The organism is Dyadobacter flavalbus (assembly GCF_006149045.1).
Lineage (GTDB): Bacteria > Bacteroidota > Bacteroidia > Cytophagales > Spirosomataceae > Dyadobacter > Dyadobacter flavalbus.
In genome coordinates, this window is the sequence record NZ_VBSN01000066.1 from 75,556 (window position 1) to 97,761 (window position 22,206).

Sequence of the window (22,206 nt, forward strand, 5' to 3'; positions counted from 1 at the left end):
CATCCCGGATGTTGGTCTAAATTTTGTAAACAGCCTGAATAACCCATTTTACTTAACTAACTAAAAACCAAATCAATTATATGAAAAACTGGAAAATAAGTGCCTGCTGGCTAGCCATCATGGTGATTTCACTTCTGGGAACTGCAGATGTGCAGGCGCAGGGCGATAAAAAGTCAACAGCCATTCTGGAAGCCATGAGCAACAAATACCAGAAGATCAAATCCTTTAAAGCGGTATTTTCCTACATTCCGGAAGGCCAGAAACCCTTAAAGGGCGAAGCAACTGTAAAAGGGACCAAGTTCAGGCTTAAAATGGCCGGTCAGGAAATATTTAACGATGGCAAACTGATGGCTACGTACATCAAGGAAACCAATGAAGTCAATCTTCAGGATTTCGATCCCACTGCAACGGGCGACCTGGATCCGACCAAGATTTATACAGCTTATAAAAAAGGCTTCAAGTACGCTTATCTGAAAGAAAAAAAGGAAGGCAACAAAACGCTTGATGTTGTGGAACTGACTTCAACCAATAAAACCAGTCAGGTCAACAAAGTACAGATTGAAGTCAACAAGGCTGACAATGCCATCAGCAGCTGGAAAATTTTCCAGAAAAACGGACAGGTTGTTACTTACAAAGTAGAACAGTTCCTTCCTGATGTAAATGTCGCCGACAGCTTTTTTGCATTTAATTCCAAGATGTATCCCGGCGTGGAAGTTGTGGATCTGAGATAAAATACATTTTATTCTATAAAACAAACCGGGCTGAAATCAACTGATTTCAGCCCGGTTTGTTTTGCATGTTGCAAAGTAAGTTTAGAGTAACAGCTAACAGCTCAAAGCTAACAGCTATTAGCTAACAACTACTTGCTGATCAGTTGATGCAGATCACGGTATTTCTTGATCAGGTTATGCGATTCAAGCAGCTCTGCTTTCTGGTTGGCAATCAGCTGTCTTACATGCACCGGAAGGTCAACGCTTGTTGCAAGTGCATCGTCATAAGCTTCCTGTGCCGCATCTTCGCCGTATTCGCAGCTTTCCAGTGCAGAAGCTCTGTCATGGCCTGTGAATGTAGCTTTGATATCCATCCACACACGATATATTTTTCCTGAGTTGGTCGTTCCGGAGGCAACTTCGCCGCCCAGACTTCTTATTTCACTGCTTAGTTCCTTTATATTTTCACGGCTTTCATTGGCCATTTTCTGAAATATTCCTTTCAAATCAATATCAATGTCTTTTACGTCATTCAATGCCGTTTCATAGCCATCAATACGGTCATTATTTATTTTGATAAGGTCATTCAAAACCTCCACAAGATCTTCATTGGTATCCATATTTTTTATATTTAATGTTTGTGATAAATTTTTGATTGCTTACCTGAAAATGTAAAATCCTGTGCCATTCACATCCGTTTTGAAAACACAGGAATAATGCTGAAATAGTTGTGTACTTGTAGCTGTTTTTGCCCGGTAGAAAAGACAGATGTGAATCTTGACTTTTTTTTGAGTTTAGTAACAGACAGATTATCAGCAGTAAACAGGTTTTTTGTAAACGTTTGTTTACAAATTTTTCAGGCTGCAGGCAAAGCGGTTTTATGTTTAAACCTGATGTGCCAGCAGTGATTTTACATACTGTTCACTGGATGAAAAGTTTTTTATTTCTTCAACCTGTTTGTTCAGAAAGCGCTGGATTTTACCATTTTCATAAGCCCTGAAAACAGCCGGATGCACGTAGTATTTTTTACAGACGGCACGGGTATTTCCCAGATGTGCCGCAACCACGTCAAGGCAAGTATTTACAACGCGGGTATATTGCCGCTGAGACTGAAACTTTTCCTGATGACTGAGAAATTCAAAAGCCGTTACAGTTCCCATCCACGTCCTGAAATCCTTGGCAGAGAAATGCGAGCCTGTATGTTCATGAATATAGTCATTGACCTGCCGTGCATTGAGTGAACATTTGCCGCCGCTTTCACTTGTATATTGGAAAAGTCTTTTTCCTGGCATTTCCTTATACTGCTTCACAAGTCTGGCCAGCTGTGTATCACGCAGCGTTATATCTTGCTTAACGCCTTTTTTTCCTGTGAATACAAACCGGATCGTACTTCCTTTTACCGTAGCGCATTTGGAGTCCAGCGTTGTGATTCCCGATGAGCCGTGTTTCAGTTTGTACCGCTGATTACCAACGCGGATACACGTTTTATCCATCAGTTTTACTACAAGCGCAATCGTTTTGTTAAGGTCAAAATTCCTTTTGCGCAAGTCGTGTTCCACTTGCTCGCGCAGTTGCGGCAAGGCTTCGGAAAAATTAAGTAATCTGTAGTATTTGGTCTGGTTACGGATGAGGTTCCAGTGCGGATGATAACGGTATTGCTTGCGGCCGGCTTCATCAATCCCGGTGGCCTGAAGGTGTGCATCCGGGTCTTCACTGATCCAGACTTCCTTCCATGCCGGCGGAAGCACAAGCGACTTGATTCTTCTGATCGCTTCTTTGTCTTTGCACCTGTTGCCGTCTTTGTCAAGATAAAAGAAACGGGGTGATTTGCCTTTCCGGATAAAACCCGGCGCTGTACCGGACTGGATATAATTCAACCCCGCTGCTGCGGCTGTGAGCGCAGGGTCTTTTTTAAGTTTCTTGAATTGTTTTGCAGAGATAACTGGCGCTTCTGTCAACGTTCCAACTGCTACGGCTACCGACATGTTATTTACTTTAAACTGTTTTATCTGCTAATAACAAAGTGATACCAGTTTGAAAATAAATAAAACGGCCGAAGGGATTTGAAGCTATGTTGTTGAAAATTAATGAAGTACGTAATCAAAACAAGCTTTAATGCAAATGCCCGCATTCGGGAATCTTTCACTTCCGGCTTTTGCTGAGGAACATTGTACTCATTTTATGGGGAAGCCGGAATGCTTTAATCCTTGTTTACAGGGAAATAGATATTGAAAACCGAGCCTTTGTCCAGTTCGGAATCAGCTTTGATAAAACCGCCGTGATTTTCCATGATTTTCTTGCAAATAGCGAGTCCAATACCGGTTCCCGGATATTTATGAGCCGGGTGCAGCCGCTGGAATACATCAAAAATCCGGGTTGTATATTCGTTTTCAAATCCGATTCCATTGTCTTCGAATGAAAGCATGTAATATTGCTGTTCATCCGAAACCTGGTTTTTTTCCTCGGTTACAATATTTACACGGATCCGGACAACAGGACTTACATCAGTTTTGGAGAACTTGATTGCATTGCTGATCAGATTGATAAACAGCTGATGAATCTGAAACGGAATAATGCTGAGCGTTGGCAGCGGGTCGGAATGGACAACTGCTTTCTTTTCCTCTATATTTTCGTTCAGTTCGCTGAGTACGTTCCGCAGGACCAGATTAAGGTCCGTCTTTTCAAAAACCTTCTCCATGCTTCCGGCTTTTGAGTAATTCAGAATGTCTTCAATAAGAATCTGCATTTTGTGCGCAGCAAAACGCATGCGTTCCACAGAATCCTTTACCTGAACGGAAAGGTCGGGGTCTTCCCGATCCAGTACTTTTGAAGCAAATATCTGAATTTTTCTCAACGGCTCTTTCAAGTCGTGCGTACTGATCCAGTTGAGGTTTGCAAGTTCCTTGTTTGCTGTTTTAAGCTCTTCATTCAGCAGCCGGTTCTTTTTTTCCTGCGTGCGGATAATCTGAAAATTGATGTGCTTCTGCAATGCATAGGAAAAGCTCGACGCAGCGTTCAGTTCCGACTTACGCCATGGATTGCTCTTGTATTTGACCACTTCCATCCACAATTCAAAGGATTTGCGCGGTGAAAGCCTGAACCCGTTTTCACTTTGCAAGACTGCCTTTTTCGGATCGCCTGCCCAGTTTATGGTTTCAACCTTTTCGGGCCGCATCCATAAAACTCCGTTCGCATTTCCCGAATTCAGCGGATGATATATAATCCCGGAAACAAGCCTGGACAATTCATTTCCATCCGGATAAACTGTGGACAGGCTGAAAGTATCCATTCCATGATTCGGGTATTCTCCTGACAGAAAATGAAAAAGCCGGATCAGTTTTTCATCTTCAGGCATATCGCCGTTTTTATACAGCTTTCCATTATAATAAAGTGCGCTGCTGTTTGCATTGGCCAGTTTCAGAATGGAAGGTGACTGAAAATGGGTTTCAATAAAGTTTTCATTATCATGCAGCAATTCCAGCGAATCCACCAGGGCTTTGTCTACTTCCCGGCCTACTTCAAACTCTTCCGCAACTTCTCTCACAGAAATCTGCGAAGTAAGAAAATGGCCCTGAAGCAAAGCCGAAAGCCTTGTATAATGCGGCAGGATTTTGGGAGAATAATGATGACACGCAATAAGGCCCCACAATTTATGATTCTGCAGAAGTGAAATCGTAAGCGTTGCACCAACGCCCATATTCTGCAGATATTCTATATGAATCGGAGAAACGCTCCGTAAGATGGAATTGCTTAAATCAAGTGACTTGTTGCTTTTTTCTGTAGAATCGTCAAGCGTAAGAATCGGTACGGGCTTGTAATTGATATCTGCAATCATCCTTAACGGATTGCGGATGTACAGTTCCCGGGCCTGCACCGGAATATCCGAATGCGGATATTTCTGGCCGGCGAACGAGACGAAATCTTCGTTTCTGCTCTCTGCAATGACTTCGCCGTTGTAATCAGGATCAAATTTGTAGATCATTACCCGGTCATAACCGGTTATGGCGCGTGTCTCGTTTGCAATTTCCTGGCAGAGTTCGGGCAGGTAAGTGGCTCTCTCCATAATCGACACAAACTTCCGCGTCTGATTGTAAAGATTGGGCAGATTAAGTGTTCCGTCCGGAAAAGGTTCCAGTTCCAGAATAATCGTATCGCCGCTTTTGTGTACGGTTGTATTATAAGGTACCTCGCTCAGTGTAAAGACAAAAGGCTTTGCCGTATCTATGAATTCTTCATTTGCATACAGGATAAAATCAGCACTCTGGTCTGCCGGAAAAACATCGGATAATACCTTTCCCAAAACAGATTCCGGTCTGAAATCAACATATGTATGGATGTTTTCACTGCAGAAATCAATTTTATAAGAGTCTTTTTTGATGCCCAGCAGAAAACCGTGAGGCTGAATACTTCCGGGAATATGTATGGGTTCACTTTCGCAATTTGTCAAATTGACGTTGTCCCGGTTTACAATATTTTTGATATTCATAAATTCGATTACTACTTTCTAAGCCAGGTATCCGTTATATTGAATGTCTTTATTGCACTGTCGATTATCGTCTGACCTTCCCTGTTTTCAGCAGCAAACCGCGCTGTTTCTGAAATAAAGGATTTCCACATCGGGCCGGTTTCCTGTCCGTACCCCCAGAAATAGGCAGCGCCGTGTTCTGCATCCAGGCCAAGATACTGATTTATATGTTTGTACAAAATTCTTCCGCCCAGCGACGAGCCTTCCAGTACATACATAATGCCCAGTGCTTCTGCCACCGTAGAAAATTCATACTGATAATACGGCAATTCATCTATCTTCAGATCAGTAAAGCCCGTAAAAGAAAGGTCTTCTATGATTTTTCCGGATTTATACCGCTTTTCAAGCTGCGGCACAATATGGTTTAATTTCGGGAAAACCTGATCTTCACATGCAATAGTCAGACCGTATAATCCCGACAGGTATTTCTGATAATCTGCCTGCGTTACAGAAGGATTCAGGATAGCTTTTGAAAGATAGTTTTCTTCTAATTTCTGGTGACTTTCTGCTGTCTGATGTCTTAGTTCTTTAATAAATATTTCCTGTTCTTTATTAAAAACATGCGCTTCATTCATAGAATGCAAATTCAAAACTTTTTAACTTAGTTCTTTATCAAAAACTGTTCCATGTCGGAAATCCATTTTGATCCGGGATCCTTCAATAGACACTTTTTTAGAATATCAACAAGATCGGTAAAGCTCGTAGGCTTCTGGATATACAGGTTTGCTCCGCCTTTGTAAGCTGATTCCCAGAGATACTGGGCTACGGACGTGGACAGTATTACAATCGGGACGTTTCGGAATTTTTGCGACGTTCTTACTTCCTGAAGGCACTCGAGGCCGTTTTTAACGGGCATGTTCATGTCCAGAAATATAAGATCAGGCTCCACTTCTCCGTCATTCAGGATTTCCATCAGCTCCATGCCGTTTCCGGCTATAGTCAGTTCCGTGTTCAGCGGAATCTGTTCAAGTGCCTCCTGAAATAAAAACGTATCGTCGTCGTCGTCGTCAGCTAAAAATATCCGTAAAGGTTTAACGTTGCTCATTATAAAATTTGGGCGGACAGCTTATGGGTTGCGCTATTGCAGTATTGAAGATTTCATTTGGTGAATAGTTTAGAAAACAGATCAAGGCAGCAATTCACAAAATTAATATATCTTTTTCAAAAAGAATAAATTCCTGCTTCTGCCAGATTTAGAGTTTGCTTATCAGGCTTTCAGAACAGGCTGTAATCTTTCTGGCACAGTTTTTTCATTGCAGAAAATACAATATCACAAAAAAAGTAAATTGATTATGAAAAAGATATCATTAACCTCATTAGTAGTAGCATCTATATTGACGTTCTCTGCTTGTAATAGTAATCCGAACAACTCAGAAGAAAATAAAGACAGCAAGGAAGTAGCAGAAGAACAAAACGAGCAGGCGCTTGATGACACCAAAATGGAAGATGACGCCGAATTCGCAATCGCAGCAGCCGATGGCGGATTAATGGAAGTAAAGCTCGGCGAGCTGGCACAAACAAACGGTACCAGTGCAGGCGTCAAGAAGTTTGCGCAGAGCATGGTTACAGATCACGGCAAGGCAAACAGTGAACTGAAAGCGTTGGCCCAGCAAAAAAATATAACATTGCCTGTAACACTGAGTGATGACAAACAAAAGAAATTTGACGAGCTGAGCAAGAAAAAAGGCGCTGAATTCGATGAAGCTTATGCAGCCTTTATGGTTGACGATCACAAGGAAGACATCAGCGAGTTTGAGGAAGCTGCAAAAGATGCCAAGGATCCGGATGTAAAAGCATGGGCAGCCGGAAAAGTGCCGGTCCTGAAACACCACCTGGAAATGGCCGAAGCACTTAAAGACGCCAAGAAATAAGCAGTTGTTTGTTTGACTAGAAGGCCGGAACCGGAATATTGGTTTCGGCTTTTTTATTTTCCGGCTATGTAAACAGCATGCTTTTTCCTGCCGGATAACTGCCTAAAATGCAGCACTTGCAAGTAAATTGGTTCAAACACTTGTGAAATAGTATTCTGTAAGCTTATTTTGTCTATCAAATTAATAGAGTAATAAGAAGAGCGCTGTTTTTCTGTTTTGCAGAAATTGGAAAGGGTAAGACAGGCTTGAAAATTTCCGGTCATTTCATTCAGATACAAGTAATTTCCTGAGCATTGATCGTTTAAAATGTTTTACATCCGTACCGGGTTTTACTAGAAGATGAAAAGTGCATAGGACAGAGTTTGACGCCATTGTAGTGGGTTCCGGCCCGAACGGACTTGCAGCCGGCATTACATTGCAGAAAGCAGGACTTTCCGTTCTGATTGCCGAAGCAAAACCGACAATCGGCGGCGGAATGCGGACACAGGAACTTACACTTCCCGGTTATACGCATGATGTATGTTCCGCAATTCATCCGCTGGTTTTGCTTTCGCCGTTTTTTAGAAGCATACCGCTTGGGGCGTACGGACTGGAACTGATAACACCCGATATTGCAGCGGCTCATCCTTTGGATAACGGCCATGCAGCCATTTTGAACGGTTCTGTGAAGGAAACAGCAGAAAGAATGGGAAAAGATAAAGCAGCCTATCTGGATTTTATGGAACCGCTGGTCAGTATGCTGCCCGGCCTGATTCCGGATTTGCTCGGTCCGTTGGCCATGCCGGAAAAACCTCTATCTCTGGCAAAATTCGGACTGAAAGCGCTTCCTTCTTCTTTAAATACAAGCAGACTTTTTAAAACGGTTGAAGCAAAAGCACTTTGGGCAGGCATGGCCGCACATGCCATGCAGCCGCTCGAAAACATGGCGACTTCTGCCTTCGGAATCATGCTGATGGCGGCGGCACATCTGAACAGCTGGCCGGTTCCCAAAGGCGGCAGCCAGTCCATAGCCAATGCAATGGTAGCTTATTTCAGGTTTTTGGGAGGAAAAATCGAAACCGGTTTTGAGGTAAATTCTCTGGGTCAGCTGCCGTCTTCCAAAGCAGTTCTGCTGGATGTAACGCCGCGCCAGCTTCTGAAAATGGCAGGGGAAAAACTGAGTCCTGCTTACCGGAAAAAACTGGAAAAGTACCGATACGGAACGGGTGTTTTTAAAATAGACTGGGCACTGGACAACGCAATTCCTTTTACAGCAGAAGCATGCAGAAGTGCCGGAACCGTTCATATCGGCAACACAATCGAAGAAATTGCTGCTTATGAAAGAAGCGTTTTCAGGGGCAGGCACATAGAAAAGCCTTTTGTATTGCTGGCCCAGCAAAGTATATTTGATAAAAGCCGTGCTCCGGAAGGAAAACATACAGCCTGGGCATATTGTCATGTTCCGCACGGATCGCTGAAAGATATGACGGCGGAAATTGAAAATCAGGTGGAACGTTTTGCACCGGGCTTTCGGGAACTGATCAGAGAAAAACACACGATGAACTCCGCTCAGATGGAAGCTTACAATGCCAATTACATCGGCGGCGACATCAACGGCGGCGTTCAGGATATCCGGCAGCTTTATACAAGGCCGGTATTGAGCGTGTCACCGTACCGCACTGCTGCAAAAGGCATTTATATATGTTCTTCTTCCACGCCGCCGGGCGGAGGTGTACACGGAATGTGCGGATTTCATGCGGCAAAACAAGCTTTGAAAGATGTTTTTAAAATCAGTAATTTATAAGATCAGTAATCAGGGTATGAAGTTATTTTTGACGGATATCAGCAAAGTATGTGTTATTGCACTGGCAGCCATTACAAGTTTCAGCTGCGGTTCGGAAAAGCAGACTGCGGAGCAAAAGACAGCGGACAGCCTCGCGCAATGCATTGCCGACGGCATGCCTTCCCGTGCTTCGGCCATCCGGAATGTAAGTTACGCAGCAGCAAAAGGCGATACGGCAAATATGACGTGGATCGGAGGCGGAAAATTTCTGATGGGCGCTGATGAATTTCCGGATTCCCGGCCTATGCATGAAGTGACGGTGGACGGCTTTTACATGGACAAGCATGAAGTAACCAATGCAGAGTTTGCCGCCTTTGTAAAAGCAACAAATTATAAAACCATTGCCGAAAGGCCGCTGAACCCTGCCGATTATCCGGGCGTTCCTGCAGACAAGCTTGTGCCCGGCTCGGCCGTTTTTACGCCTACGCCCACGCAGGTTTCGCTGGACAATCCGCTGCAATGGTGGAATTATGTTCCCGGTGCAAGCTGGGCGCATCCCGAAGGTCCGTCCAGTTCAATCAAAGGAAGAGAAAATTATCCGGTTACGCATGTATCGTATGAAGATGCAGCTGCTTACGCAAGCTGGGCCGGAAAAAGGCTGCCGACCGAAGCAGAATGGGAATTTGCTGCGCAGGGCGGAAAAGGAAATCATACGTATTACTGGGGCGATGAGCTGAAACCCGGAAACAAATGGGTTGCCAATATATATCAGGGAAGTTTTCCGGATAAAAATACCAAAGAAGACGGTTATATTGCGGCGGCGCCCGTTGGCACTTTCCCGGCCAATCCGTACGGTTTGTACGATATGGACGGCAATGTCTGGGAATGGTGCTCGGATCTTTACCGGCCCGATTATTATCAGAAAAGTGAAAAGAACAATCCGCAAGGCCCGGCCGACAGCTATGACCCCGATGAGCCCGGCGCTGTGAAACGCGTTCAGCGCGGCGGGTCATTCCTATGCAGCGACGATTACTGCATCCGGTATAAAGCCGGAAGCCGCGGAAAAGGAGAAGTTACAAGCGGAAGCAACAATCTGGGTTTCCGTTGTGTAATGAGTAAAAAATAAATTCTATTCATCAGAATTCTTGCAATATGAGCATTGGTTTCCTGAACGTTCCCGGCCTGGCAAGTTCCGGCCCGCAGCATTGGCAGACGATATGGGAGCAGCAATATCCGGATATTTTCAGCAGGGTACAGCAGGAAAACTGGGACTGGCCGGTAAAAGACGAGTGGGTTCCGCAACTGCAGAAACAGATCAGTGAACTGCCCGGGCCGACAGTTCTGGTTGCGCACAGTCTGGGCTGCATTACGGTTGCGCATTGGGCGCAGGAATTTGCATCAGATAAAATAATAGGTGCATTGCTGGTTGCGCCCGCAGATGCGGAGTTGTCGAAAAGGCTGAATTTTGTTGTGGGATTTACACCGATTCCGGTAAAGCCGCTTCCTTTCAGAAGCATTGTCGTGGCAAGTACCAACGATATTTACGCCACTATAAGCCATTCCAGAACGTTTGCCGACAACTGGGGAAGTGAATTTATTAATATCGGTAAAAAAGGCCATATCAATGCCGTTTCGGGATTGGAAGACTGGCCGCAGGGAAAAGAAATACTGGAAAAATTAGCTGATTATAAACTTGTCAATTCCGAAGCAACAGGAATCGCATAATTTCCGTATGGTGTATAGCATTATAAAAGTTCTGTTTTAAATTTTAATATTACAACTCTTTATACACTTAAACACTTGAAATGACTATGAAGAAAATGTTTGTTTATGTAATGGCCGGTTTACTTTTCAATGCCGCAGCCATTGCCGGCCCCGACAAGCACAAGGCAGCCGATAAAACGCTGGCAGTGGATACCAAAAGCAGCAAGGTAACATGGGGTGCAAAAAAAGTAACCGGAACACATGCCGGCACCGTTCCGCTGACAAGCGGCTCATTGATTGTTGACAATGACAAACTGAAAGGCGGCAATTTCGTAGTGGATGTAAAATCACTCGTTGTAACGGATATTACCGATAAGGAAATGAACGGCAAGCTGACAGGACATTTGAAAGGCGATGATTTCTTTTCAGTTGAAAAACATCCGCAGGCCAAGCTTGTAATTACTTCGGTGACGCCAAAAGGCGGAGATGCATACGATGTGACCGGAAAACTGACGATCAAAGGAATTACCGACGAAGTGAAGTTTCCCGCAACCGTGAAGTCCGATGCTAAAAAGGTAACCGCCAATGCAAAAGTAACCGTAGACCGTACGAAATATGACATCAAGTTCCGTTCTTCCAACTTTTTTGAAAATCTGGGTGACAAAGCAATAGATAATGATTTTACGCTGGATGTAAATCTTGTTGCAAACAAGTAACAGATAACTTTACAGCACGCAGAAAATCCGGCCTGAAATCGTTCAGACCGGATTTTTTATTTGACCATTTCATTCTAAAAATGTAACCGTATGAAATGACGCTTGCAGAAAAGGTATATATTTGAAATCCTGTTTGATAAATTAAATTATATCCATGAAAAATTTTATTGGCTGCTGCTTTGTATGTATTTGCCTGTTATCGGGATTTGCGAATGCCCAGACTGAAAACAAGCTTCCCGACTGGGCTTTCGGTGGTTTTGTACGTCCGGAAGGTGTCAATCCGGTTATTTCTCCCGACAGCACTTCCACGTTTTTTTGCCCTATGAACAAAAGGCAGATCGACTGGGAATCAAACGATACGTTCAATCCGGCTGCAACCATTAAGAACGGGAAAATCGTGGTGATTTACCGTGCAGAAGACAAAGCCGGAAAAGCCATCGGCAAACGTACTTCACGGCTCGGATATGCAGAAAGTGAAGACGGAGTTACATTTAAAAGAAGAAAAGAGCCCGTTTTATATCCCGCGGAGGACAGCCAGAAAGCCATGGAATGGCCGGGTGGCTGCGAAGATCCGCGCGTTGCCGTCACCGAAGACGGAATGTACGTTATTTTTTATACGCAATGGAACCAGGACAAAGCAAGGATCGGCGTGGCGACTTCCAGGGACTTGCTGAAATGGGAAAAGCACGGGCCGGTTTTCAGGAAAGCATACAACGGAAAATTCAATGAAATCTGGTCCAAATCCGCCTCAATTGTAACAAAACTCGTTAACGGCAAGCAGGTTATTGCCAAGATAAATGGTAAATACTGGCTTTATTTCGGCGAATCGCACGTCAATGTAGCGACTTCTACGGATCTTGTAAACTGGGAACCGGTTGTGGACAAAAATGAAAATCTTGTCAACCTGATTTCTCCGCGTAAAGGTTTCTTTGACAGCAATCTGACGGAATGCGGCCCGCCGGCAATCGTTACAGACAAAGGAATCGTGCTTTTGTATAACGGCAAGAATGACAAAGGCGAAGACGGTGACAAAAGGTTTACGCCCAACAGTTACTGCGCCGGTCAGGTTTTGTTTGATAAAAACGACCCGACAAAATTACTCGCCAGAATGGACGTCCCTTTTTTTCGTCCGATGGAGCCTTTCGAGAAGAGCGGCCAGTACGTAGCCGGAACCGTGTTTATTGAAGGAATGGTTTATTTCAAGGGAAAATGGCTGCTGTATTACGGCTGCGCGGATTCGCGTGTGGGCATGGCCGTTTTTGACCCGAAAATCAAAACGCCCGGTGATCCTTTGCCGTAATATAGTTTTGTTTTTTATAATTAAAATATTATTTCCTGCTTTTGATCTGAAAATTTTTCAAAGACGTATATGGGAGTATAAAACAAAATATACTACTACCTATGAAAATGTCGATGAAAATGACAAGCTTTTTTGCAGTTGCATTCATGACTGCGCTCAGTGCTTTTGCGCAGGAAAAAACAGTGATGGTGGGCGGTGCAGAAATGTACCCTTCCAAAAACATTATTGAGAACGCGGTAAATTCCAAGGATCACACAACGCTTGTTGCCGCTGTAAAAGCAGCCGGGCTGGTTGAAACATTGTCCGGAACAGGGCCGTTTACCGTTTTTGCCCCGGTAAATTCAGCGTTTGACGCGCTGCCTGCGGGAACAGTGGATAATCTGCTCAAACCGGAGAACAAAGGAATGCTGACATCTATTCTGACTTATCATGTGATTCCGGGAAAAGTGGATTCCAGATCGGTAATCAAAATGATCAAGGACGGAAACGGCAGGGCAATGGCCAAAACTGTTCAGGGTGCAGAGCTTACTTTTTCTCTGGACGGAAAGAATGTAATTGTTACGGATTCCAAAGGAAATAAAGCACAAGTTACAACGGCGGACGTATATCAGTCCAACGGTGTGATCCATGTGATCGATAAGGTTCTGATGCCATAAATGATTGAGTGAAGATAAGTTAGTAAAGGAAGGTTGGTTGTGAAGTGGCGGGAAGGCTCAGGCTTTCCCGCTTTTTTTGTGCCTGTTTCCGTATATTGCAATTTTCCAAAAAACCCGGAAAGTCTCGTTCAAGCAGGTCAGTACAGGATAGTGTGTACAATAAATTTAGGAATTTTTGAATATTATTTTCTGCTTTTTTAAGAGTAACAAGTATCAGAATATTTCTCTTCTTATAAGGGAAACCAGCAATTCAGAAGTCACTAAACCTATAAAAGGATTGAATATGCATTTCAGATTGATCAGTACCGGAGTTAAGCTGGCAGTTTTACTGACCATTTTTGGCCACGTTTCATGCATGGCCCAGAAGAAAGAAAAAGGGTTTGTTCAGATATTTGACGGCAAGTCGCTGAAAGGCTGGGACGGCGATCCGAAATACTGGCGTGTGGAAAACGGCAATCTGGTTGGTGAAATTACACCTGAAACGCTTCTGAAAACCAATTCATTTATCATTTGGCGCGGAGGCGAACCCGGAGACTTTGAGCTGAAAGGATCATTTAAAATCGCCAAAGACGGCAATTCGGGTATCAATTACAGAAGCGAACAGCTGACAGACGTGCCTTTTGCATTAAAAGGATATCAGGCGGATATTGACGGAAAAAACAATTATACAGGCCAGAATTACGAAGAACGCAAAAGAACGACACTGGCATACCGTGGCCAGAAAACGGTAATCAAACAATATACAGGTGAAAAAACGCCGGAAGCCGTCAGAGCCGCCGTCAAGAACAATGCATGGACGGGCTTTGAAGTAACAGGTTCCCTCGGCAGTTCGGATTCCCTGAAAACACTGATCAAAAGCGAAGACTGGAACGAATTTCATCTGATCGCAAAGGGCAACCGTTTGCAGCATTATATCAACGGCGTGCTGATGAGCGATGTAACAGACAATGATACGGTAAACGGTTCCAGAAAAGGACTTTTGGGCGTTCAGGTGCATGTAGGCCCGCCTATGAGAGTAGAGTATAAGGATATTCGCATCAAGCAGTAATTTTTCAGTAAAATATACGGCATCCAAAAGCCGGTCGCCAGTAAAATGAATAAAATAGGATTCAATGTGCTTGCCTGGACGGCAGCAGTTTCAGACGATTTATTTCCGGTTATCGACAGATTGAAAAGCATCGGTTACGACGGGGCGGAATTTTATCTCGGGCCTCAGGATGCGGCCGTATACAGGCGTATGGGCGATTATACCAAAAATGTCGGTCTGGAAACCACCGCGGTAATGACTTTGGGCAAAGATGAAAATCCGGTGAGCGAATCGGTGGAAGTACGCCGGAAAGCGCTGGACAAAATCAAATGGGCCGTAGACCGCGCGCATGACCTGAATGCCCGGATCATCTGCGGGCCTTTCCATTCTGCACATACCGTTTTTGTAAACCGTCCGGCTTTGGATCAGGAATATGCGCTGGCCGGAGAAGTACTGAATGCCGCTGCCGATTATGCCGCGCAGGCCAACATCGTTTTTGCACTGGAAGCCCTGAACCGGTTTGAATGTTATCTGTGCAATACAATGGAGCAACTTTACAAGCTTGTAAAGGCGGCGGATCATCCGAATGTACGGGCGATGTTTGATACGCATCATTCCAATATCGAGGAAAAGAAATATTCAACTGCATTACAGACCATTGCGCCCGTGCTTGCACATGTGCACATCAGTGAAAACGACCGCGGAACGCCCGGAGACGGACAAGTGCTTTGGGATGATGCCTTTTCTTCATTGGCCGCAATCAACTACAAAGGCTGGCTAACGATTGAGGCTTTTTCAAGAAATGATCCTGATTTTGCCAATGCAATCGGTGTTTGGCGGGAATTTTCAGATCCGTGGGATATTGCGGAAAACGGTTACCGGTTTATCCGTGAAATGAGTCTGAAACACGGACTCTGAAGCTTACTACTTTTCCTGAATGCTTATGAAAACTTTTTTGAGATCAATGCTGCTGACGGGCATTGTCCTGATTTTATTCTGTTTCAAAACACAAAGTCAAACAGCTTCCAGTCAGAATGATGCAGCTAAATACCGCGTTGTTTACAAAGGTGAAAAAGGGCCGGGCACAGGTAAAAATATCGTTTTCATTGCTACGGATCATGAATACCGGGGTGAAGAATCGCTTCCCGCACTGGCGCGCATTCTGGCCAGAAATTATGGGTTCACTTGTACTGTCGTGTATGCGCTTGACGAACAGGGGAATATCCTGCCGGGCGGCTCCAACCTAAAAGGTCTGGACGTACTGGACAATGCCGATCTGCTGGTGATGTTCATGCGCTTTGCCGATTTTCCCGATGCGGAAATGCAGCATATTGACAAATACATCCGGCGCGGCGGTCCTGTCGTTGGTTTCCGGACTTCCACGCATGCTTTCAGTATCAAAAACAACCCGAAGTGGGCGCATTACAGCTGGGATTACAAAGGTCCGAAAACAGCGTGGAAAGACGGTTTCGGAGAATACGTACTCGGCGAAACCTGGGTTTCACATTATGGAACCAATCACAAACAATCGTCAAAACTGATTATTGAAGAAACGCAGTCGCAGCATCCGATTCTGCGCGGCGTAAAAGATATGTGGGTACAATCCGGCGGTTACACAGCCGAGCCGAAAGGTACTGTGCTGGTGCGCGGACAGGTTTTAAACGGCATGACGCCGGAATCCGAACCGGACAAAACCAAGCAGCTGCTTCCTGTCGCCTGGGTCCGCGATTATCAGATTGAATCCGGCAAGTCCGGACGTGCTTTTGCCACAACACACGGTGCATCCGAAGATTTACTGAACGAAGGATTCCGCCGCATGGTACTGAATGCATGCTTTTGGGCCGCAGGTATGGAAAACGAGATCAAACCGGATAACAACATTGCATTCGTGGGGCCTTACAAGCCGACTACATTCAATTTCAGCGGCTACAAGGCCAATGTAAAGCCGTCGGATCTGGCAGGGTGGGATTCGCTGATTATGCCGGGAGAAATTGTGAAGAAAAAGGAAAAATAGGGTTTAAATGATTTTTAAATTTTAAAAAGAACTAACACATGTCCCAACAACTTCCTTTCCGCTTCGGGTCAGAGGTTTATACCTGGTTTATGAGCAACAGCGGGCAAACGCATCAGAACCGCCTCGGGCATATGATCGAAGTGATTGCCAAAGCAGGTTTTACAGGCATACAGCCGATTTTTACCTGGATGGGCGATTTGATTGATCCTGACAAACTGGAAGCAAAATTAACCGAACAGGGCATTACACTGGCCGCACTTGCACTGGCGCTGGACTGGAACGAAGAAAAAGAAACAGAACGAGAGCGCGAAGTAGCCGATCATGCCATCCGTGTGCTGCAGCGATTTCCCGGAGCAGTTCTGAATACAGTCCAGATCCCTACCGGCCGCCATGATCTTGCAGAAAGACAAAAGCGGCTTGTCAATATTGTCAATACCGTTTCCAGAAGAGCTGCTGAAAAAGGCATTCCCTGCAGTTATCATCCCAACTCGCCGCATACATCCATTATCCGGACGGAGGAGGATTATAGAATCGTGCTCGAATCGTTGGATCCTGCAGTAACCGGCTGGACGCCCGACGTAGGACATATCATCAACGGCGGAATGGACCCGCTTTCCAAAATGAAGGAATACCAGTCTTTGATCAATCATGTTCATTTCAAGGACTGGAACGGCGAGCCGGAATTTACTTTAATGGGAAAAGGCAAAGTAGATCTGTTATCTGTGACGCAATGGCTGAAAGATATCCATTACAATGGCTGGATCATTTGTGAAGATGAAGGCGAAGAAGCACTGGAAGATCCGGATTTTGTAACGCTGCACGACGGCAAATGGATTCAGGAAGATCTGATTCCCGCATTGAAATAAGGCATTGAAGGAGGTGCCAGCGGCACATCCTGTTTATAGCAAATAGGAAATCCAGAAATTATAATGGTGCCGGAGGCACCTCCTGTTTCTAGAAAAAGGAAGTCCGGATATTAAAGGTGCCAGCGGCACCTCCTGTTTATAGCAAAGGAAAATACAAAGTTTAAAGGTGCCGGAGGCACCTCCTGTTTATAGCAAAAAGGAAATCCGGATATTAAAGGTGCCAGCGGCACCCCCTGTTTGTAGCAAAAAGGAAATCCGAAAATTGTAATGGTGCCGGAGGCACCCCCTGTTTGTAAATCCTTTCCATAACAAAAATAATTTGTAACAATGCCGACCATAAAAACCAACGGAATCAATTTTTATTATGAAGAGCGTGGCTCCGGCGAACCGTTGCTGCTCATAATGGGAATCACGGCACCGGGTTCTGTATGGAATGTTCATGTTGCAGACTGGAAGCATCATTTCCGTTGCATTATAGGCGATAACCGCGGCGTAGGCCAGACGGACAAACCGGCGGGGCCTTATACCACAGAACAAATGGCCGATGATTATGCCGGCCTGCTCGATTCGCTCGGATTGAAAAACGTGCATGTTGTAGGCTGTTCGATGGGCAGTACGATTGCGCAGCAACTTGCAATCCGGCATCCGGACAAAGTAAAGTCGCTGGTTTTGATGTGTCCGTGGGCACGGTGCGACAATTATGCCAAAGGATTGTTCCAACATATCATGAACAGCAAGGCAAGGTTCCGGCCCGAAGAATTCAGCTTGTATATTCAGCTGCTTATCTTTTCAAAATCATCCTGGGACAATGTACAGAAGCATGAAGAGTTTGAAACAGGCCGCAGGCAAGACGGGTACAATCCTTATCCGCAGCCGCTGCACGGACTGGAAGGGCAAGCCGCTGCATGCATATCGCATAACGCACTCAATGATCTTGGCAAAATAAACAAACCAACACTCGTCATCGGCGGGAAAGAGGATATTTTCACACCCGTCTGGATGGCCGAAGAAGTGGCTGGCGGCATTCCCGGCGCCGAACTTTACCTGTACGATAAGCTGGGGCATGCATTTCACTTTGAGAACACCGAAGATTTTAACGGAAGAATCAGAAACTGGCTGCAGAAAGTACCTTCTGTACATTAATAAAGGTATTTTCTGATCGATATACATTAAAACCGGCCCGATTGCGCCTTTTTTCCTTTTAGATAATTATTAGTTTAAATAATATATAATGGAGAGTGCCGATTCAATAAATCAGGACTGGAAAGACAAAGTATCAAATCATCTGCAGGTAGGAGGCATTGAAACTTCCGTGATTGATAACGGCGCCGGTAGAGGCACGCGGATCGCCTGGTTCAATACCGGAACAGGTTTGCGGTTCAAGGTTGTCATTGACAGAGCCATGGACATTGCGGATGCATTTTACAATCAGCATAGCCTGGCGTGGCTGAGCCATGGCGGCATTACTTACCCGCAGCCATTTTCCGATAAAGGCATCGACTGGCTGAGAACTTTTGGCGGAGGCTTGCTGACGACCTGCGGGCTGACGCATGTAGGCGGCCCGGAATCCGACAATTTCGGCGAACGCGGTTTGCACGGACAAATCAGTAATTCTCCTGCGGAAATCGTCTCCATCATTCAGCCCGATCTCAGGGCCGGAAAGCTGGAAATGAGCATAACAGGCATCATCCGGGAAACCAAGCCATTTGGCCCGAGTCTGGAACTGAAAAGAACCATTTCGGCAACAATCGGGCAATCCGTAATCCGTATCCATGACGAAGTAACAAACAAGGCAAATACGCCCGCTCCGCATATGCTGCTTTATCATTTCAATTTTGGCTGGCCGCTTGCCGATGAAGGTGCCGATATTTTATGGAATGGCAAATGGCATCCGCGGCACGGCGAAGAAAATGCAAAGATCTTTAAAGAAGGAAATGACTTCAAAAAATGTCCTGCCCCGCTGGAATCGCATCTGGGAACCGGCGAAGAAGTCGCGTTGATTGATGTGGAAGCGGATATTTTCGGACAAAGCATCTGCGGACTGCACAATTCGAAGCTTGGGCTTGCGGTTGCGATGAAATTTAAAAAAGAACAGCTTCCGTGGCTGGCCAACTGGCAGCATTGGGGAAAAGGCGAGTACGTCACCGGCATTGAACCCAGCACGCATCCGCTTTCCGGACAGGCACAGGCCAGAAAAGACAAAACGCTGTTATTCATTGAACCGGAAGAAAGCAGGCTGTACGAACTGGAACTGGAAATCATGACGGAAAAGGAAGCAATTGACGAGTTTGTGCTGAGTGTGAATGTGTCTTGAAGCGGGAAAGGGGTGAAAGGAGGAGGGACGAAGGGATTTTGAATTAATTAACATTAACTCGCCAACAATCACAAGCTAATTGCCAACAGCTGATAGCCAAAAGCTGCATAGTATAAATCAAAAGTTGAATCGCGTAATAATTAAAACCAAATTTCAAATTAAAAACAATGGGACTTTCAAGTATAGCTGAAAAGGCATTAGAGCAGGGAAAAGGAATACTGCGTCTGGCTCCGACATGGGTGCCGCGTTCATTCTGTGTTCCGGGCCGCAGGATTAAGTTACATCCCGATGATTATTATGTTCTGGGCGGAGAACGCGGCGGAATCGACGAGCGTTGGTTATCTTCCACAACTCCTGCAAAAAATGGCCCTTTAACCGGTGAAAATGAAGGTTTGAGCGCCATTGTTTACGATGACGGAAATGGTGAACAGCAGATATTACTGAAAGATGCCGTGGATGAACTGAAAGGTGAACTGATCGGCGACCGTCTGTGGAACGAGTATCAGAGCTGGCCGATGTATTCAAAGTTTTTTGATAACATGGGCCCTCTTCCGCACCATATTCACCACAATGACGAACATGCTGCGCTGATCGGACAAAAAGGCAAGCCGGAAGCCTATTATTTTCCGCCTCAGCTGAATAACCATGGCGGCGATTTTCCATACACCTTCTTCGGGATTGCTCCGGGAACAACAAAGGAACAGATCAAGGAATGTCTGATGAATTTTTCAAAAGGCGATAACAAGATTACAAATTACTCACAGGCATTTCGTTTAGAGCCGGGCACGGGCTGGGACGTTCCGCCGGGCATGCTGCATGCGCCGGGAAGTCTGTGCACGTACGAGCCGCAAAAAGCTTCCGATGTTTTTGCTATGTACCAGTCTCTGGTAAATGAAGCCATTATTCCGGAAGAACTGCTCTGGAACGGAACACCCGAAGACAGAAAAGGGGATTACGACCAATTGATGGAAGTAATTGACTGGGAACTGAACGTAAACCCGAATTTGCTGGAAACGCGTTTTATGCGTCCGAAGCCTGTGAAAGCAGTAGAGGAAATGGAATCTGAAGGATATGTTGAAAACTGGGTTTGTTACCTTAACGAAGCATTCAGTGCAAAAGAACTGACCGTACTTCCGGGAAAAACCGTAACCATTAAGGATGCGGCAGCTTACGGAATTATTGTTATGCAAGGCCATGGCAAATTCGGTGAATGGGATATTGAAACGCCTGCACTGATCCGTTACGGCCAGCTGACCAACGATGAATTTTTCGTAAGCGAAAAAGCGGCGATTGAAGGTGTTGTCATCAGCAATCCGTCCAAAACGGACCCAATTGTCATATTGAAGCACTTCGGTCCGGGAAACCCTGATCTGGTATTATAACGTGCGGCCCCGGAGGGGCCTCCTGTTTATAGAAAAAGATGTGTTTGAATGGTAATTGGGCTCTGGCAGAGCCTCCTTATGTCCGCAAGGTGGCTCCACAGGAGCCCAACTACGAATCCGCATTGAATATCTATAAGCAGAATGCTCCTCCGGAGCTGAAATATTAACGTGGCCCCGGAGGGGCCTCCTGTTTGTAGAAAATTGCCGGATTGAAATATTGTAATGTGCGGCCCCGGAGGGGCCTCCTGTTTCTAGATATTAAACCATTAATCCTTAAACCATGCCTGAAAATAACTATCCCAAACTCCACAATGCTACATGGCCTGGCATTGTAGGCAAAGGTTCTGATTCGGAACCCGTTATCTCATTTGATACCATGCTTGAAAAAACCGCCGCTGCAGAAGTGGACGGTGTAAAATTTGATGGCGTCGATCTTGGCCTTTTTGATCCGCACATTGATCTCGATATGAGCGATGACGGTATCAAAAAACTGGTAGATAAAATAGGAGGACTTGGCCTTGAAATCGGAAGCCTTGTTGCGCCGATCTGGGGCGGGCCTGCAATGGGCAGCAAGGAAGAACGCGACACATTTGTCGAGATGGTGCGCAAATCCTGCATTTTCGGACAGAAACTGAGAGAATACGGCATTCGCCCGCATGGCATCATTCGCATTGACTCCGCAAGCAAGCCGGAAGCCTGGGCGCTTGATCCTGTAAACAATACCAAACTCATCGCAGAAACTTTCAGGAAAGCCTGTGACGTAGCAGCAGATTATGGTGAAAAACTGGCAGCCGAAGGAGAAATCTGCTGGGGAGGAATGCACAGCTGGAGAACCATGATCGATACGCTGGAAGCAGTAGACCGTCCGAATATCGGATTCCAGGCGGATATGTCGCATACTTTCCTTTATCTGCTTGGGTACAATGCACCGGAACATCGCGTACTTCCTGAAAACTTCGATTGGGATGATCGTGCTTCACTGGAAGAAGGCCTCAAAAAAATGACTGCTGCACTGCGTCCGTGGACTATCGATTTTCACGTTGCACAAAACGATGGAACCGTTCACGGAACCGGATCTCATGACAAAACCGGCCGTCACTGCCTTGCTACTGATCCCAACGGAAAGCTGGACATTACGCATGATGCCGGTTACTGGCTAAGGGACGAAAACGGAAACATCACCAAAAAATTCGGTCATATCTGCTGGGACGGCTGCATGTTCCCGAACGATGTAATGAACAGCCAGCAAACCTGGAATGACATACTCGCAGCATTGATCCAAGTTCGTAAAGCGCATGGCTGGTATGAGCCTAATTGAATGGTTCTTAGCTGTTAGCCATTAGCTTTTACCAATTGTAC

21 protein-coding genes are annotated in these 22,206 nt (G+C 45.4%); 16 read left to right on the forward strand and 5 right to left on the reverse strand.

Going from position 1 to position 22,206, the window contains the following annotated elements; translation table 11 throughout:
* The first annotated feature begins 80 nt into the window (after window positions 1-80).
* Window positions 81-731: an outer membrane lipoprotein periplasmic chaperone LolA1 gene (gene lolA1 / locus FEM33_RS20900; RefSeq protein ID WP_139013928.1), complete on the forward strand. Its 651-nt coding sequence runs from the start codon at window positions 81-83 to the stop codon at window positions 729-731.
* Between the two features lie 128 nt (window positions 732-859).
* Here the strand turns inward: lolA1 and FEM33_RS20905 are convergent, their stop codons facing one another.
* From FEM33_RS20905 to FEM33_RS20925, 5 genes are all read right to left on the reverse strand, one after another.
* Window positions 860-1,330, reverse strand: coding sequence for a ferritin-like domain-containing protein (locus FEM33_RS20905; RefSeq protein ID WP_139013929.1), 471 nt, complete (start codon window positions 1,328-1,330; stop codon window positions 860-862).
* A gap of 264 nt (window positions 1,331-1,594) precedes the next feature.
* Complete coding sequence (locus FEM33_RS20910; RefSeq protein ID WP_139013930.1) at window positions 1,595-2,695, reverse strand: DNA topoisomerase IB; 1,101 nt, start codon at window positions 2,693-2,695, stop codon at window positions 1,595-1,597.
* 215 nt (window positions 2,696-2,910) lie between these two features.
* Complete coding sequence (locus FEM33_RS20915) at window positions 2,911-5,196, reverse strand: ATP-binding protein (protein ID WP_139013931.1); 2,286 nt, start codon at window positions 5,194-5,196, stop codon at window positions 2,911-2,913.
* 11 nt (window positions 5,197-5,207) lie between these two features.
* Window positions 5,208-5,825 carry a biliverdin-producing heme oxygenase gene (locus tag FEM33_RS20920; RefSeq protein ID WP_229214338.1) on the reverse strand — a complete coding sequence of 206 codons (618 nt, stop codon included), beginning with the start codon at window positions 5,823-5,825 and terminating at the stop codon, window positions 5,208-5,210.
* An 11-nt stretch (window positions 5,826-5,836) separates the two neighbouring features.
* Window positions 5,837-6,280: a response regulator gene (locus FEM33_RS20925; RefSeq protein WP_139013933.1), complete on the reverse strand. Its 444-nt coding sequence runs from the start codon at window positions 6,278-6,280 to the stop codon at window positions 5,837-5,839.
* A 247-nt stretch (window positions 6,281-6,527) separates the two neighbouring features.
* Between FEM33_RS20925 and FEM33_RS20930 the strand changes: the two genes are divergently transcribed.
* The 15 genes from FEM33_RS20930 to FEM33_RS21000 all read left to right on the forward strand — a co-directional run bounded on the left by FEM33_RS20930 (window position 6,528) and on the right by FEM33_RS21000 (window position 22,165).
* Complete coding sequence (locus FEM33_RS20930; protein WP_139013934.1) at window positions 6,528-7,106, forward strand: DUF4142 domain-containing protein; 579 nt, start codon at window positions 6,528-6,530, stop codon at window positions 7,104-7,106.
* A 346-nt stretch (window positions 7,107-7,452) separates the two neighbouring features.
* Window positions 7,453-8,889, forward strand: a complete 1,437-nt coding sequence (locus FEM33_RS20935) for a phytoene desaturase family protein (protein WP_139013935.1) — start codon at window positions 7,453-7,455, stop codon at window positions 8,887-8,889.
* A 16-nt stretch (window positions 8,890-8,905) separates the two neighbouring features.
* Window positions 8,906-9,994, forward strand: a complete 1,089-nt coding sequence (locus FEM33_RS20940; protein WP_139013936.1) for a formylglycine-generating enzyme family protein — start codon at window positions 8,906-8,908, stop codon at window positions 9,992-9,994.
* 26 nt (window positions 9,995-10,020) lie between these two features.
* Window positions 10,021-10,593: an RBBP9/YdeN family alpha/beta hydrolase gene (locus FEM33_RS20945; protein ID WP_139013937.1), complete on the forward strand. Its 573-nt coding sequence runs from the start codon at window positions 10,021-10,023 to the stop codon at window positions 10,591-10,593.
* Between the two features lie 86 nt (window positions 10,594-10,679).
* A complete protein-coding gene (locus tag FEM33_RS20950) occupies window positions 10,680-11,288 on the forward strand; it encodes a YceI family protein (RefSeq protein WP_229214339.1) in 609 nt (202 codons plus the stop codon).
* A 154-nt stretch (window positions 11,289-11,442) separates the two neighbouring features.
* The gene (locus FEM33_RS20955; RefSeq protein ID WP_139013938.1) at window positions 11,443-12,588 is read left to right on the forward strand and encodes a beta-1,2-mannosidase; all 1,146 of its coding nucleotides are present in this window, start codon (window positions 11,443-11,445) and stop codon (window positions 12,586-12,588) included.
* 101 nt (window positions 12,589-12,689) lie between these two features.
* Window positions 12,690-13,244 (forward strand): fasciclin domain-containing protein, encoded by a 555-nt coding sequence (locus FEM33_RS20960; protein WP_139013939.1) that lies wholly within the window; start codon window positions 12,690-12,692, stop codon window positions 13,242-13,244.
* 283 nt (window positions 13,245-13,527) lie between these two features.
* The gene (locus tag FEM33_RS20965; RefSeq protein ID WP_139013940.1) at window positions 13,528-14,292 is read left to right on the forward strand and encodes a 3-keto-disaccharide hydrolase; all 765 of its coding nucleotides are present in this window, start codon (window positions 13,528-13,530) and stop codon (window positions 14,290-14,292) included.
* Window positions 14,293-14,337: 45 nt separating this feature from the next.
* Window positions 14,338-15,189 (forward strand): sugar phosphate isomerase/epimerase family protein, encoded by an 852-nt coding sequence (locus tag FEM33_RS20970; protein ID WP_139013941.1) that lies wholly within the window; start codon window positions 14,338-14,340, stop codon window positions 15,187-15,189.
* Between the two features lie 25 nt (window positions 15,190-15,214).
* Window positions 15,215-16,285, forward strand: a complete 1,071-nt coding sequence (locus FEM33_RS20975; protein ID WP_139013942.1) for a ThuA domain-containing protein — start codon at window positions 15,215-15,217, stop codon at window positions 16,283-16,285.
* 38 nt (window positions 16,286-16,323) lie between these two features.
* The gene (locus FEM33_RS20980) at window positions 16,324-17,151 is read left to right on the forward strand and encodes a sugar phosphate isomerase/epimerase family protein (RefSeq protein WP_139013943.1); all 828 of its coding nucleotides are present in this window, start codon (window positions 16,324-16,326) and stop codon (window positions 17,149-17,151) included.
* 327 nt (window positions 17,152-17,478) lie between these two features.
* Window positions 17,479-18,294 carry an alpha/beta fold hydrolase gene (locus FEM33_RS20985; protein ID WP_139013944.1) on the forward strand — a complete coding sequence of 272 codons (816 nt, stop codon included), beginning with the start codon at window positions 17,479-17,481 and terminating at the stop codon, window positions 18,292-18,294.
* An 88-nt stretch (window positions 18,295-18,382) separates the two neighbouring features.
* A complete protein-coding gene (locus FEM33_RS20990) occupies window positions 18,383-19,465 on the forward strand; it encodes an aldose 1-epimerase family protein (protein WP_139013945.1) in 1,083 nt (360 codons plus the stop codon).
* A 167-nt stretch (window positions 19,466-19,632) separates the two neighbouring features.
* Window positions 19,633-20,847, forward strand: coding sequence for a class I mannose-6-phosphate isomerase (locus FEM33_RS20995; protein ID WP_139013946.1), 1,215 nt, complete (start codon window positions 19,633-19,635; stop codon window positions 20,845-20,847).
* A gap of 280 nt (window positions 20,848-21,127) precedes the next feature.
* Window positions 21,128-22,165: a sugar phosphate isomerase/epimerase family protein gene (locus FEM33_RS21000; RefSeq protein WP_139013947.1), complete on the forward strand. Its 1,038-nt coding sequence runs from the start codon at window positions 21,128-21,130 to the stop codon at window positions 22,163-22,165.
* The last annotated feature ends 41 nt before the right edge of the window (window positions 22,166-22,206 follow it).

What these genes read in the sequence shown, in the direction of transcription:
- FEM33_RS20960 (WP_139013939.1), top strand. Translation starts at nt 12,690, where the DNA reads ATGAAAATGTCGATGAAAATGACAAGCTTTTTTGCAGTTGCATTCATG.
- FEM33_RS20925 (WP_139013933.1), bottom strand. Translation starts at nt 6,280, where the DNA reads ATGAGCAACGTTAAACCTTTACGGATATTTTTAGCTGACGACGACGAC.
- FEM33_RS20970 (WP_139013941.1), top strand. Translation starts at nt 14,338, where the DNA reads ATGAATAAAATAGGATTCAATGTGCTTGCCTGGACGGCAGCAGTTTCA.
- FEM33_RS20965 (WP_139013940.1), top strand. Translation starts at nt 13,528, where the DNA reads ATGCATTTCAGATTGATCAGTACCGGAGTTAAGCTGGCAGTTTTACTG.
- FEM33_RS20945 (WP_139013937.1), top strand. Translation starts at nt 10,021, where the DNA reads ATGAGCATTGGTTTCCTGAACGTTCCCGGCCTGGCAAGTTCCGGCCCG.
- FEM33_RS20955 (WP_139013938.1), top strand. Translation starts at nt 11,443, where the DNA reads ATGAAAAATTTTATTGGCTGCTGCTTTGTATGTATTTGCCTGTTATCG.
- FEM33_RS20980 (WP_139013943.1), top strand. Translation starts at nt 16,324, where the DNA reads ATGTCCCAACAACTTCCTTTCCGCTTCGGGTCAGAGGTTTATACCTGG.
- lolA1 (WP_139013928.1), top strand. Translation starts at nt 81, where the DNA reads ATGAAAAACTGGAAAATAAGTGCCTGCTGGCTAGCCATCATGGTGATT.
- FEM33_RS20905 (WP_139013929.1), bottom strand. Translation starts at nt 1,330, where the DNA reads ATGGATACCAATGAAGATCTTGTGGAGGTTTTGAATGACCTTATCAAA.
- FEM33_RS21000 (WP_139013947.1), top strand. Translation starts at nt 21,128, where the DNA reads ATGCCTGAAAATAACTATCCCAAACTCCACAATGCTACATGGCCTGGC.
- FEM33_RS20990 (WP_139013945.1), top strand. Translation starts at nt 18,383, where the DNA reads ATGGAGAGTGCCGATTCAATAAATCAGGACTGGAAAGACAAAGTATCA.
- FEM33_RS20975 (WP_139013942.1), top strand. Translation starts at nt 15,215, where the DNA reads ATGAAAACTTTTTTGAGATCAATGCTGCTGACGGGCATTGTCCTGATT.
- FEM33_RS20940 (WP_139013936.1), top strand. Translation starts at nt 8,906, where the DNA reads ATGAAGTTATTTTTGACGGATATCAGCAAAGTATGTGTTATTGCACTG.
- FEM33_RS20950 (WP_229214339.1), top strand. Translation starts at nt 10,680, where the DNA reads ATGAAGAAAATGTTTGTTTATGTAATGGCCGGTTTACTTTTCAATGCC.
- FEM33_RS20910 (WP_139013930.1), bottom strand. Translation starts at nt 2,695, where the DNA reads ATGTCGGTAGCCGTAGCAGTTGGAACGTTGACAGAAGCGCCAGTTATC.
- FEM33_RS20995 (WP_139013946.1), top strand. Translation starts at nt 19,633, where the DNA reads ATGGGACTTTCAAGTATAGCTGAAAAGGCATTAGAGCAGGGAAAAGGA.
- FEM33_RS20915 (WP_139013931.1), bottom strand. Translation starts at nt 5,196, where the DNA reads ATGAATATCAAAAATATTGTAAACCGGGACAACGTCAATTTGACAAAT.
- FEM33_RS20930 (WP_139013934.1), top strand. Translation starts at nt 6,528, where the DNA reads ATGAAAAAGATATCATTAACCTCATTAGTAGTAGCATCTATATTGACG.
- FEM33_RS20985 (WP_139013944.1), top strand. Translation starts at nt 17,479, where the DNA reads ATGCCGACCATAAAAACCAACGGAATCAATTTTTATTATGAAGAGCGT.